The following is a 12,132-nucleotide window of genomic DNA, read 5'->3' on the forward strand; positions in this document are numbered from 1 at the left end:
AAGGGCGCCGGTAAGCGGCGCCCTTTGTTCACACCGGAAAACCGGCTCGATTACATCGCGACGAAGCGGAACGTCGCGCCGCTCGGGCCCACGGCGTCGGCGACACGCTGCTGGTCGGCCTGGTCGCCGATGAACAGCACGATCACGTTCTTGAACGAGCCCGGGTTCGCGCCCTTGAAGGCCTCGACCATCAGGTCGGCCGTCTTGGCCGACTCCGGGCCACCGAAGACGAGCATGTTGCCCGGGGTGACGCCGCGGGCGACGGTGCCCTGCACGTTTTCGAGCTGGCGGGCACGGCCATCCTGGCCGGCTTGGTCGTCGCCGGCCGGTACGAAGTACGGGAACGGACGGTCAGCCGTCATGCCCTGCATGTTCTTCCGCACGATCTGGCCGAAATACTGGCTCCAAGCCTTGGTATCGGTCGCATTGGTCGGCTTCGCGACAGCGGCTTCCTGCTGCGTGGCAGTCTGGTCGGTATCTTCGGACTTGTTGCAGGCCGAGAGGGCCAGGGCGGCGGTCAGGGCCACGGACGCGGCGAGGACGAACTTACGCATGATGATCACCTTTGGTTTCAAGAGTTGCGCCAGCGCTGGCGCATGGCCTGCTGCACCGCCGGATGCACGAAGCCGGAAATATCGCCACCCAGGCGACCGATTTCACGCACGAGCGAGGAGGAGATAAAGCTGTATTGCTCCGCCGGGGTCAGGAACAGCGTCTCGGCCTGGGGAATCAGGTGACGGTTCATGCTGGCGAGCTGGAACTCGTATTCGAAGTCCGACACGGCACGCAGGCCGCGAAGGATCACGCCCGCGCCGATCTCCGTGACGAAATGGGCGAGCAGGCAGTCGAAGCCACGCACCTCCACGTTCGGCAGGTCGGCCAGAGCCAGGCGGGCCAACGCGATGCGCTCGCCCAGGCTGAAGCCCGGGCCCTTGTTCCGGCTTTCCGCGACGGCCACCACGATGCGGTCGAACAGCGGCGCCGCCCGCGACACGAGGTCGGCGTGGCCGTTCGTGATGGGATCGAACGTGCCGGGATAAACGGCGAGACGCGGATTGGCCGGCAGAGGGGTCATGGATGGCGGGTCGGGAGAAAACGCGGGCTAGCTTAACGGATCGGCAGGTGTGCGGCGATAGAGGGCGTAGGCCACCTCCCCGGCCTGCCCCTGGCGGTGCGGCAGCCAGTTGTCCGGCAAGGCGAAGACGGCGCCACGGGGCGACTCCACGTAGATCCACGCGTGCGCCGCCAGCCAACCGCCCAATTCCAGTGCCCGTGCGGTATCCGCCCACGCGTCCAATGCGAATGGCGGATCGAGCAGGACGAGGTCGAACGGTCGTGCCGGCCCGCGCAGCCACCGGCTGGCATCGTCACCCACCACCTCCCCGGATACCTTGAAGCGCGCCAGGTTCGCCTTCAAGGCGGTCGCCAGCCGCGGCTCGCGCTCCACGAAGGTGACCGCCGCGGCACCCCGCGACAGCGCCTCGATGCCCAGCGCGCCCGTGCCCGCGTAGAGATCGAGGCAGCGCGTCCCACCCACCACGGGTTGGAGCCAGTTGAACAAGGTCTCGCGGACGCGCTCCGACGTGGGCCTCAGGCCTGGCAGGTCGGGCACTTCGATCCGTGAATTGCGCAGGGTTCCGCCGATGACGCGGATGCGGCCGGGAGCGCTCATCGCTCAGCGGCCAGTGAGGGCGGGGGTGATAGCATTCGCCTATTGTCTTTGAATCCTTCGCGCAATGCTCAAGTTCTGGAAGAAGAAGCCCGCCGAACCCGCGACCGCCGAGTCTCCGGCCGCGGACGAGCACGTCGACCGGACCGCCGACCCCGCGTCGGCCGAGGTCGGCTCGGCCATCGCCGAGACGCTGGCCGAGACGGCCGCGCCGGAACCCCAGGCTCCCGACCTCGAACCGGAGGCGGAAGAAACCGCCATCGTCGAGGCCGCGCGCGAAGCCGAACAGCACGAGTCCCAGCCGGCCCGGCGCAGTTGGCGCGAGCGCCTCTCCGGAAGCGGCTTCGCCAAAAGCCTCACCTCGCTCTTCGTGCGTCATCCCAAGCTCGACGACGACCTGCTCGACGAGCTGGAAACCTCGCTGATCACGGCGGACGTCGGCGTCGAAGCCAGCACGAACCTGGTGGAGGACCTGCGCAAGCGCATGCACAAGCGCGAGTTCGCCGATGCGGGCGAACTGCTCAAGGCGCTGCGCAATGAACTGGTCTCCCTGCTGAAGCCCGTCGAGAAGCCACTCGACGTCTCCACGGCCTCGCCGTTCGTGATCCTCACTGTCGGCATCAATGGCGTGGGCAAGACCACCACCATCGGCAAGCTGGCGCGACGCTACACCGACGAAGGCCGCGGCGTGATGCTCGCCGCCGGCGACACCTTCCGTGCCGCCGCGGTCGAGCAACTGAAGACCTGGGGCGAGCGCAACAAGGTGCCCGTGGTCTCACAAGGCCAGGACGCCGATTCGGCCAGCGTGATCTTCGATGCCCTGCAAGCCGCACGGTCGCGCGGAACGCAGGTGTTGATCGCGGACACCGCCGGCCGCCTGCACACCCAGGGTGGGCTGATGGACGAACTGGGCAAGATCGCCCGCGTCATGAAGAAGCTGGACACGGCGGCACCACACGAAGTGTTGATGGTGATCGACGGCACCACCGGACAAAACGCCATCAGCCAGTTGCGCCAGTTCCGCGACACCGCCGGCGTCACCGGCCTTGTCGTGACCAAGCTCGACGGCACGGCCAAGGGCGGCGTGATGTTCGCGCTCGCCCGTGAATTCGGCCTTCCGATCCGCTACGTGGGCCTGGGCGAAACGGCCACCGACCTGCGCGTATTCGACGCGGAGGCTTTCGTGGATGGCCTGCTCCCGGCGAGCCTCGGCGGCTGAGTGAAGGCGATGGCGCAGGGTACGCGGCGATGAACCGTCGACTGCGGATCGGGCTCTACGCGGCCGGCGGCATGATCGTCGTGTTCGTGCTGGCTGCCTTCATCGCCACGTACGTGGTACTCCAGCCCGAGCGTTTCACCGCCTTGCTGCAATCCCGCGCCCGCGCCGCCGGCCTCGACCTCGCGCTGGCCAGTCCCGCCAGCCCCACCCTCTGGCCAAAGCCGGCGCTGGAGCTGGAAGGACTCACGTTGCGCGCCGAAGGTGCCGGCACGCCGATGATCGTCGCTTCGCGCGGAAAGCTCGTGCTTCCCTGGCGCACCTTGACCGGCGGCGGCACGCGGATATCCCGGCTGGAGATCGAAGGTGCGCGCATCGACCTGAACGCGGTATCCGCCTACCTCGATACCCTGCCCTCGCGCCCGTCCACGGCAGGAGCGATCCTGCCGACCATCGACGCGGGCTTCCGCGTCAGCCGCGGCACGCTCACCCGCGGCAACCAGCTCTTCCTCTCCAACGTGGACATCGATGCCGGCCGGCTGGCGAATGGACGTCCATTCAACCTCTCGCTCGCCGCCAGCACGGCGGGCGATTCGCCGTACACGTTGGACCTGGAGACAACGCCGAGCCTGGCACATGGCGTGCTCACGCTCAACGACCTCGCGCTCGAGGTGACGAGCAAGCCCACCTTCTCGACCACGTTGCGCGGTGACGCCACATGGCGAGGCGGCGCGGACGTCGGCGCTTCGCTGGCTGGCAGCATGACGCGCACGTCGGGCACACCGTACGACATCGTGCTCGATGTCACGCCGGCCAACCAGCAGGACCCTCTCTATATCGCGATCAAGCTCGACGGCGACAACGACCACGCCAACCTGCGCATTCCACCGATCGCGTTCGCCGAATGGTGGGGCCGGATCAACGCCGGTGGCTCGCCCACACTGCCGCCCTTGCTCGGGACCGTCGATGCGAAGGCCGTCGATGCCGGTCCGGTGCACGTGAAAGGACTGCGCATCCGCGCGACGCCCAGCGTCCCCGCCGCGGCAGCGTCGAGCGCGAACGCCCGGCCCAGCGTGTCTCCATGAATACGTTCGCGCGCGAACTGCTCCGTTGGTACGACCACCACGGGCGCAAGGACTTGCCCTGGCAGCATCCGCGCGAGGCGTACCGCGTGTGGCTGTCCGAGATCATGTTGCAGCAGACCCAGGTAGTCACCGTCATCGGTTACTTCCAGCGTTTCGTGGAACGCCTGCCGACGCTCGTGGACCTGGCCGATGCCGACGAAGACACGGTGCTCGCCCTGTGGTCCGGCCTCGGTTATTACCGCCGCGCGCGGTTCCTGCACCGAGCAGCCCAGCTGTGCGTCGAGGGGCACGGTGGCGAGCTGCCGCGCGACCTCGACGCGTTGATGGCCCTGCCGGGCATCGGCCGCTCCACGGCGGGGGCGATCCTCGCCCAGGCGCACGGGCTGCGGTTTCCCATCCTCGACGGCAACGTGAAGCGCGTGCTCTCCCGTTACCACGGCGTCGCCGGTTTCCCCGGCGAAAGCGCGATCGAGAAACAACTCTGGCGGCATGCCGATGAGCACACGCCGGAGGAACGGACGGCCGATTACACGCAGGCGATCATGGACCTGGGCGCCACGGTCTGCGTGCGAAGCAAACCGCTGTGCCTGCTCTGCCCGCATGCCGCCTCGTGCGTCGCCCACCGCGACGGTCTCACCGCCACGCTACCCACCGCCAAGCCCGGCAAGAAGGTGCCGACGCGCTCGCTCGCCATGTTGCTCCTGCGCGACGCAGGCGGCCGCATCCTGCTCGAGAAGCGCGGCCCGCAAGGCGTGTGGTCGGGCCTCTGGAGCCTGCCCGAGGCAACGGACCCCGATGCCGCCGGAAGCGTGGCATCCGCCTTCGCCCACGTCGGAGATGCGGACCCCTTACCCGCCTTCACCCACGTGTTCAGCCATTACAAGCTGGACGTGTCGCCCATCCTGTTCGACCATGCGGCCCCCCTCGCCGCCGTCGCGGACCGGGCCGACCGGCGCTGGTGCGGCCGCGACGAGATCGCGGCGCTCGGCCTGCCGGCCCCGGTACGCACGCTGCTCGACAACCTTCCGGAGATATCCCCATGACGCGTCTGGTCCACTGCGTGAAACTCGGCCGCGAAGCCGAGGGCCTCGATTTCGCCCCATGGCCCGGGGAACTGGGCAAGCGCATCTACGAGAACGTCTCGAAGGAAGCGTGGGCCCAATGGCTCGCCCACCAGACCATGCTGATCAACGAGATGCGGCTCTCCCCGCTCGACCCGAAGACGCGCAGCTTCCTCGGCGGCGAGATGGAGAAATACTTCTTCGGCGGCGACGTGGTCCAGCCGGCCGGCTACGTTCCGCCCGAACGGGACGCTTGACGCAGACGCTTCCAACGGATTTAATACGCGGCTCCACTCGCCGCAACGCTCGTTGCAGGCACCCGTGGCCGAGTAGCTCAGTTGGTAGAGCAGGGGATTGAAAATCCCCGTGTCGGCGGTTCGATTCCGTCCTCGGCCACCATTTCAAGTTCAAAATGCCGATGATGCCGCGTTCCACGAGCATCCGTTCCCACGGAACGGAGCGTGGCTGCATGTATCGCTGCACCCTTCGAGAGCGACCAGCCGTCGCCATTTCCTGAGCAAGATAGATGGCGCTGCCCCCGCGGAGAACCTGGGGTGATGCCTGTCCCACCGCCAAACCGGTCGAGCAGGTGCCTTCACGTCGGCCGACTGCCCCGGGCCGTTGGGAACGCATCGATTTGAAGCCTCGGGTTGGGATCCGCGCCACCGCAGCAAGGCAGCATCGCATCGTGCGACCGCGTGATTCGCACATACCGCATCAAACCTTCGTATAGCGGCGTTTGTCGCAACTGTTCGGCAATCCATACCATGAGATAGCTGGTGAGGCGGTGGCGATGCACGGATAGTTCGGTCACCCCCAGATGGCAATCGCAATGCGCGGGCCAATGGGCAAACCAAGCGGATCGTTCGGTCTCGCAACCTGCTTCCAACACCAGGAATCCACCATGTCCGACATCATCATCACCGAAAAGCAGCTGTCCTCGTCCGCCTACTCGGCCGTGATCAATGCGCCGATCGAAAAGATCGACATCGCCGACTGGTTGTTCAATCTGCCGGAAGCCGAATACCAGCGTTGCTGCCCGCCGGACCACATTTCGGCTGGAGCCACCACCACCGATGACGGCAAGCGCATGTCGATCAACGTCGAAATGATCGGTCAGACACTGATGGTTCAGCACTATGTCGCGGAAGTCGCGACGCCGACACTTTGCAAGATGGTATCGACCTCCGATGCCTTCACGCCCAACGGACGCACGCGTGTCCAGGTTATCTGGACCCTGAGCGTCAAGAAGATCGACGACAAGACCTGCGAATACACCAACAGCGTGGTCGCACATCCTACACAGGAATTCCTCGATTTCATCGCCAAGCACGGCACGCCGTTCGAAGCTGCGGCCGATGCGCGCCAGCGCGACGGTGGCGATCACAACAGCCGTGAAACGCCGCTCTTCGCTGCCAGCATCGAGCGCCGCGCGCTCGCACGCAGCGCGGCGAAGGCCGCCTAAGTCCGACCTGACCGTCAGGCTCGTAGAGTCCCCCAGAGACTCTACAGCTGGACCTTGATGCTCGACCCCGTCCTCGGCAACCGGGGCCGAGCATGTCCACCTTCACCGTTGAAATGATCTGAGATGGTTGAGGAGAACGACCATGGGCGCTGTCTCCTCCGCTTGGCGGCCTGGCGCGTACAGGCAATGGCATCGACGAGACCTAACGATCGGTCGACCACATGGGCGGTGAGCCAATGGCTTCCTTCAGATGGTCAAGGACGAGCCGTACCGTCGCGGAAGGCTTGGCGAGAGCCCGTAGCGCGAAGATACCCACTTCCATGCTCGGGCGCATTTTCTCGAGCGCAACCTGGATCAGTGTGCCGTCGTTGATATCGGGCCCGACCACCCAATCAGGCAGGTAAGCGACGCCCATCCCGGCCAATGCGGCAAGGCGCATGGCTTCGAAGTCGTCACACGCGAAACCCGCGCGCTGTCCGGCGTGCCCGACGGGATGACCGAGTACCTCAGTCCAGCACAGCAGGTCCGCTCCATGCATCTTGTCGATCAGGCAGAACTGAGCCAGTTCGTCCGGGGTCGTCGGAACCGCTCGCGCGTCAAAGAAGGAAGGGTGCGCACAGAGGACGCGCTTCTGAGTCGCCAGTCGCGTGGCGATCAGCGTGCTATCGGCTAGTTCACCTATCCGGATCACAAGGTCCAGGCGCTCCGCTACCGGATCGGCGAGGCGTTCAGTGAGGTCCAGTTCGAAGCGTAAAGCCGGATATCGTGCCGAGAGTGCCGTCATGACGGGTATCACGTAGCGCTTGCCGAACGTCGGATAGCAAGCGAGTCGGAATACGCCAGCGATGTCGCCGCCGATCGATGCGATTTCCTGGTGTGCGTCGGCGAGTTCATCAAGAATGCGCCGTGCCCGAACGAGCAGCGCCTCACCCGCATCCGTCAGCGTCAGAAGGCGTGTCGAGCGCAGAAACAGCGGCGTGCCGAGTTGTGATTCCAACATATCGATCTGTCGGGAGACCGACGATGGCTGCATGCCACGGCGACGCGCGGCACCCGAGAAGCTGCCCTCACGGGCCACGTCGACGAAGATCCCCAGAAACTCGGCGAACCGCTCTGACTGCATCTATGCATTCCACGCAAAGCCGTTAACGGCGATGGGCTGATTATCAACCAGATGCATGGCACGTAGCCTTTTCCCACGACGAAGGCACCCGCGCCTCATGAGGAAAAGACCGTGAATCTCGCATACGACCCCCTGTATCTGTTCATCGGCGGCCACTGGCTGCAGGCCGGCAACCGCGATACGGCGCCCGTCACCAATCCGGCGGATGGCTCGGTCCTTGCCCGGGTTCCGCTTGCCACCAAGGCTGACCTCGATCTGGCCCTGACCACGGCCGAGTCCGTCGCAGCCAGCTGGCGAAACACGTTTCCTGACGAGCGGGCCGCCATCCTGCGCCGCGCAGGCGCCCTGATTCGCGAACGGGCCCCCCGGATCGCCCGCATGTTGACCCTCGAAGAAGGCAAGCCGCTTAATGAGGCGCTGGACGAGGTCAACCGCGCTGGCGAGTACTTCGAGTGGTTCGCCGAGGAAGCGCGTCGCATCGATGGCCGGGTCGTTCCCGCCAACCGCCCGGGTGTCCAGCAGTTGGTGAAGCGGCAGGCCATCGGGACCGTAGCGGCCTTCACACCCTGGAACTTCCCGGCGATCACACCCGCCCGCAAGCTCTCCGCGGCGCTTGCCGCCGGTTGCCCTGTCATCATCAAGCCGGGCGAGGAGGCGCCGGCTACGGCCCTGGCGCTCGCTCGTGCGCTGGACGACGCGGGTCTGCCCAAGGGCGTCCTCCAGGTCGTCTTCGGCGTGCCAGATATGGTGTCGGCCCACCTGATCGCTTCGCCGATCGTTCGCAAGGTGACCTTCACGGGTTCGGTGCCAGTCGGCCGTCTGCTCTCAGCCCGGGCAGCAGAGGGCGTCAAGCCCATTACATTGGAGCTTGGTGGTCACGGCCCGGTGCTCGTATTCAAGGACGCGGACATCGAAGCCGCCGCCGTCGGTGGCGTCGCCAATCGCTTCCGCGGCACCGGCCAGGTCTGTATCTCGTCGACACGTTTTCTTATTCAGCGTGAGGTCTACGACGCGTTCACCGAACAATTCATTACCGCCACCCGAAAGCTCAAGGTGGGAGACGGCCTCGAGGAAGGAACACAGGTGGGTCCGCTGGCCAACACGCGTCAACTCGAAAAGATGGAGCAGCTCGTCGCTGACGCGGTCGAGCATGGCGCCCGCATCCTGACAGGTGGCAAGCGTGTTCCCGGCCCCGGCTTCTTCTTTGAACCGACCGTGCTCGCCGACGTGCCAATGGAAGCGCGTGTCATGCAAGAGGAACCGTTTGGCCCAATCGCGATTCTTCGTCCGTTCGATACGCTCAAGGACGGGCTGGAGGAAGCAAACCGTCTTCCGTATGGCCTGTCGGCATATGCGTTCACCCGTGATGCGCGCACCGCCATCGACGTGGGTGATGGTCTGGAAGCGGGAATGATCGGTATCAACCAGTACCGGATCATCGCTACGGAACTGCCATTCGGCGGCATGAAGGAGAGCGGGCACGGCTCCGAGGGGGGCGCCGAGGGCATCAGCTATTACCTGACCAACAAATTCATCAGCCAGGCTTGAGGAGACCGGCATGTCCAAGATCGATTTCACAAGCCCGCGCGAGGCCGCTCGCGCATTCACCCCGAAACTCACGGGCTTTGTTGAAGAGCCACTGTATTCGAAGGTCTGGCCCGACGCCGACCTCGTGCCTCGCGATCGTTCACTGGTCACGGCTGCCACGCTCATCGCTGGCGGCCATGCCGAAGAACTCCCCGCGCACTTGCGCCGCGCGGTGGAAAATGGCGTAACAAAGCGCGAGCTGTCCGGCCTCATTACGCACATGGCCTTCTACGTCGGTTTTCCCGCCGCCATCACGGCCTCGGCGATCGCGAATGCGACGCTCGGTGCCATCGAGGAGTCGAAGTGATGAAAGCCATCGACTTCAGTGAATTTGGTGACGCGGACGTTCTCACGTTGGTTGACGCGCCCGATCCGGTGCCGCGCGCTACGGATCTCCTCGTAAAGGTCTACGCCGCGGGCGTCAATCGCGCGGATCTTCTGCTACGCACAGGCCATTATGGGCGCCCCGACTTCGGTGACTCCCATCTCGTTGGACTTGAAATCGCCGGTGAGGTCGTCGCCACCGGTGCCGATGTCGTCGGCTTCAAGGTCGGCGACCGCGTGATGGGTATCACCGGCGGCGGTGCCTATGCGGAACTGGCCCGCATCGATTTCCGCATGGCCATGCCCGTTCCCGATGGTCTGGACTACGTTCATGCCGCTGCGATCCCCGAGGTTTTCGTGACCGCTCACGAGGCGCTGATTAACCTGGGGCGCCTGCAGGCATCGGACTCGGTCCTGATTCATGCAGCCGCGGGTGGAGTCGGCTCGGCCGCCGTGCAACTCGCGCGAGCCACCGGCGCGCGTATCTTTGCCACGACCGAAGCTGAAAAAGCCGAGCGTGTGCGTGCTCTCGGTGCAGATGTCGTCATCGACTACAAGAACGAGGATTTCGCGGAGGTCATTGAAAAGGCGACCGACGGCGCGGGTGTGAATGTCATCGTGGACTTCGTCGGCGCGCCCTACTTCGCACGAAACATACAGTCACTGGGCTACGGCGGCCGCCTCGTACAGGTCGGCCTGCTCGCCGGCGGCAAGGGCGCGACCATCGATCTGGAGCGGGTGTTGTATCGACATCTGCAGATCCTGGGTACCGTCATGAAGTCCCGGGAGCAGCCCGTCAAGCACGGCATGGTCGCACGCTTCCGGGATTTCTGGCTCGGCCACTTCGCCGGCGGCCACCTGGTTCCGGTGATCGATAGCGTCTTCCCCCTCAGCGGTGCAGCGGATGCGCACCGTCGCATGGAGACCAACGACAGTGTCGGCAAGATCATCCTGAAAACTGACTGACCCACGCCCCGGGAACCGAGCCATGGTAAAGCGGAGACTTCGGCAGCATGGGCCACGTCCATCAGCGCGCCGGGCTCCACGCCCTCGAGCGGCGCCGGGAAGCGCCTCCGCATTTCCGCCAACGTCAAGTCGTGACCGTGAGTCGATGGAACCAGCGCGACGCATGCCAGCCCGCATTTCGCAGGCTCCTGACGAATGACTTTCATTCAGACGTCGCTCCCGCCGCCATGCACTGGCGCCATGCCGACGCCAATATGTCCGCTTCATCGGCGGGAGGCGTGCCTGCATCCTGCCCGTTTTCGTCACGCATCAAGCGTCGCGCGCGCTCTTCCATGACACCGCGCAAACGATCACGCGTCTCCTGGCCGCACGGGGTGCGCGGTTTCCAGTCGGACAGCGCGTTGATGCGAGTGATGAGGCGATCGACACGCGGCTGGCGATCCTCGGGAGCTGCCTTCTCCGCGTCGGCCAGGAGCGATCGCCAATCGGCGATCATTTCACGCAGGTCGCTACCGTCGGCCTCCAATGCCTTGGCATCGGCCTCGCGTGCGCGGTGCGACGCCGTGAAGGCGAGCATCGCCGTCGTCGCCGACGCGATGAACGCGACCGCGATCACGATCAATGCGATCTTGCGGCCATTGCGTCCGCTCTCGGATGCCTTGTCGCCATGCGTCGCCATGCAAGCCTCTGCCAATCGTCCGGGGCTGGTCATTGTGCCTCACCCGCCCGATGTCGACACAGGTCACGACACCGACTTGGGCGCGCCGTTATAGTCGGGCGATCGTCCAGCAAAGGCAGGTAGCCATGACCCTTCTCCCTCGCATCGCCCTCGCCCTGTCCATCGCGGCGGCCGCCCTCCCCTCCACGGCGGCCGACCTGAAAGTGATGACGTTCAACGTCCGCACGATGACCGGCAAGGATGGCCCCAATGGCTGGGACAAGCGACGCGACCTGTTCGCCGACACCATCCGCCAGTTGCATCCCGACGTCATCGGCACCCAGGAGCTGTACAAGCAACAGGGCGACGACACGGTGGAGCGCCTGCCGGAATACACATGGTTCGGCCGCGACCGCTTCGGCGCCCACGGCGACGAGCACATGGGCATCTTCTACCGGAAGGACAGCCTGAAGGTGATCGAGTCCGGCGACTTCTGGCTTTCGGATACGCCGGACAAGGTGGCAAGCATCACCTGGGGCAACATCTTTCCGCGCATGGTGAATTGGGCGCTGTTCGAACGAACCAGCGACCACAAGCGCTTCTACCTGCTGGACACGCATTTCCCCTATCGCGACCAGGACGAAGACGCCCGCTCGCGCAGCGCGCGCGAAATCGCCGCGTGGATCGCGAAGCTGCCAGCCAACGTGCCGGTGATCCTCACCGGCGACTTCAACACCGGCCCGGACAGCGAAACGCACAAGTCGCTCACCGCATCGCTGAAGGATGCATGGAACACCGCGCCGAAGCAGGACGGCCCAGCGGAGACGTTCCACGACTTCACCGGCAAGGCGACGAAGCGGATCGACTGGATCCTCTATCGCGGCGTCGAGGCGACGTCGGTCAAGACCGTCACCTCATCGAAGGATGGGCGCTATCCGTCGGATCATTTTCCGGTGCAGGCTGATTTCAACTTCTAAT

General features: G+C 65.2%; 14 protein-coding genes, 1 tRNA gene and 1 pseudogene. 10 read left to right on the plus strand and 6 right to left on the minus strand.

The genetic code is table 11. From position 1 onward, the window contains the following. Positions 1-50 precede the first annotated feature (50 nt). The 3 genes from J2T07_RS17685 to rsmD are packed head-to-tail and all read right to left on the minus strand — an operon-like array spanning position 51 to position 1,672. The gene (locus J2T07_RS17685; RefSeq protein WP_306851745.1) at positions 51-554 is read right to left on the minus strand and encodes a hypothetical protein; all 504 of its coding nucleotides are present in this window, start codon (positions 552-554) and stop codon (positions 51-53) included. A 17-nt stretch (positions 555-571) separates the two neighbouring features. Then, positions 572-1,075, minus strand: coding sequence for a pantetheine-phosphate adenylyltransferase (gene coaD, locus J2T07_RS17690; protein WP_306851747.1), 504 nt, complete (start codon positions 1,073-1,075; stop codon positions 572-574). A 27-nt stretch (positions 1,076-1,102) separates the two neighbouring features. Beyond that, on the minus strand, positions 1,103-1,672 hold the full coding sequence (gene rsmD / locus J2T07_RS17695) for a 16S rRNA (guanine(966)-N(2))-methyltransferase RsmD (RefSeq protein WP_306851749.1): 570 nt from the start codon (positions 1,670-1,672) through the stop codon (positions 1,103-1,105). A 64-nt stretch (positions 1,673-1,736) separates the two neighbouring features. On the opposite strand from rsmD, the gene ftsY reads away from it, so the two are divergent. The 6 genes from ftsY to J2T07_RS17725 all read left to right on the plus strand — a co-directional run bounded on the left by ftsY (position 1,737) and on the right by J2T07_RS17725 (position 6,496). Continuing rightward, positions 1,737-2,888 (plus strand): signal recognition particle-docking protein FtsY, encoded by a 1,152-nt coding sequence (ftsY, locus tag J2T07_RS17700; RefSeq protein WP_306851751.1) that lies wholly within the window; start codon positions 1,737-1,739, stop codon positions 2,886-2,888. A gap of 29 nt (positions 2,889-2,917) precedes the next feature. After that, positions 2,918-3,970 carry an AsmA family protein gene (locus J2T07_RS17705; RefSeq protein ID WP_306851753.1) on the plus strand — a complete coding sequence of 351 codons (1,053 nt, stop codon included), beginning with the start codon at positions 2,918-2,920 and terminating at the stop codon, positions 3,968-3,970. Beyond that, positions 3,967-5,013, plus strand: coding sequence for an A/G-specific adenine glycosylase (gene mutY, locus J2T07_RS17710; RefSeq protein WP_306851755.1), 1,047 nt, complete (start codon positions 3,967-3,969; stop codon positions 5,011-5,013). Before J2T07_RS17705 ends, mutY begins: the two co-directional genes overlap by 4 nt. Then, the gene (locus tag J2T07_RS17715; protein WP_306851756.1) at positions 5,010-5,288 is read left to right on the plus strand and encodes an oxidative damage protection protein; all 279 of its coding nucleotides are present in this window, start codon (positions 5,010-5,012) and stop codon (positions 5,286-5,288) included. The genes mutY and J2T07_RS17715 overlap by 4 nt, the downstream gene beginning before the upstream one ends. Before the next feature lie 66 nt (positions 5,289-5,354). After that, a tRNA-Phe gene (locus tag J2T07_RS17720) sits at positions 5,355-5,430 on the plus strand. A gap of 505 nt (positions 5,431-5,935) precedes the next feature. After that, the gene (locus tag J2T07_RS17725; protein ID WP_306851758.1) at positions 5,936-6,496 is read left to right on the plus strand and encodes a hypothetical protein; all 561 of its coding nucleotides are present in this window, start codon (positions 5,936-5,938) and stop codon (positions 6,494-6,496) included. Between the two features lie 202 nt (positions 6,497-6,698). Here J2T07_RS17725 and J2T07_RS17730 read toward each other — a convergent pair whose 3' ends face one another. Beyond that, entirely contained in the window at positions 6,699-7,619 is a 921-nt protein-coding gene (locus J2T07_RS17730; RefSeq protein WP_306851760.1) for a LysR family transcriptional regulator, read from the minus strand. Positions 7,620-7,730: 111 nt separating this feature from the next. Here J2T07_RS17730 and J2T07_RS17735 point away from each other — a divergent pair, with 111 nt between their 5' ends. From J2T07_RS17735 to J2T07_RS17745, 3 genes are read left to right on the plus strand one after another with little or no spacing between them, the layout of a single operon-like run. Beyond that, a complete protein-coding gene (locus J2T07_RS17735) occupies positions 7,731-9,167 on the plus strand; it encodes an NAD-dependent succinate-semialdehyde dehydrogenase (RefSeq protein ID WP_306851762.1) in 1,437 nt (478 codons plus the stop codon). A 10-nt stretch (positions 9,168-9,177) separates the two neighbouring features. Further along, on the plus strand, positions 9,178-9,513 hold the full coding sequence (locus J2T07_RS17740) for a carboxymuconolactone decarboxylase family protein (protein ID WP_306851765.1): 336 nt from the start codon (positions 9,178-9,180) through the stop codon (positions 9,511-9,513). Then, entirely contained in the window at positions 9,513-10,496 is a 984-nt protein-coding gene (locus J2T07_RS17745; protein ID WP_306851768.1) for an NAD(P)H-quinone oxidoreductase, read from the plus strand. Before J2T07_RS17740 ends, J2T07_RS17745 begins: the two co-directional genes overlap by 1 nt. 44 nt (positions 10,497-10,540) lie before the next feature. Here the strand turns inward: J2T07_RS17745 and J2T07_RS19185 are convergent. Both J2T07_RS19185 and J2T07_RS17750 read right to left on the minus strand, forming a co-directional pair. Next, positions 10,541-10,702: pseudogene (locus tag J2T07_RS19185) on the minus strand (cysteine peptidase family C39 domain-containing protein); the annotation flags it as partial. Further along, on the minus strand, positions 10,699-11,175 hold the full coding sequence (locus J2T07_RS17750; protein WP_306851771.1) for a hypothetical protein: 477 nt from the start codon (positions 11,173-11,175) through the stop codon (positions 10,699-10,701). The pseudogene J2T07_RS19185 and the gene J2T07_RS17750, both read right to left, overlap by 4 nt. A gap of 125 nt (positions 11,176-11,300) precedes the next feature. Between J2T07_RS17750 and J2T07_RS17755 the strand changes: the two genes are divergently transcribed. Continuing rightward, positions 11,301-12,131 (plus strand): endonuclease/exonuclease/phosphatase family protein, encoded by an 831-nt coding sequence (locus tag J2T07_RS17755; protein WP_306851774.1) that lies wholly within the window; start codon positions 11,301-11,303, stop codon positions 12,129-12,131. The last annotated feature ends 1 nt before the right edge of the window (position 12,132 follow it).

This window comes from Luteibacter jiangsuensis (assembly GCF_030812295.1).
Classification (GTDB): Bacteria; Pseudomonadota; Gammaproteobacteria; order Xanthomonadales; family Rhodanobacteraceae; genus Luteibacter; species Luteibacter jiangsuensis_A.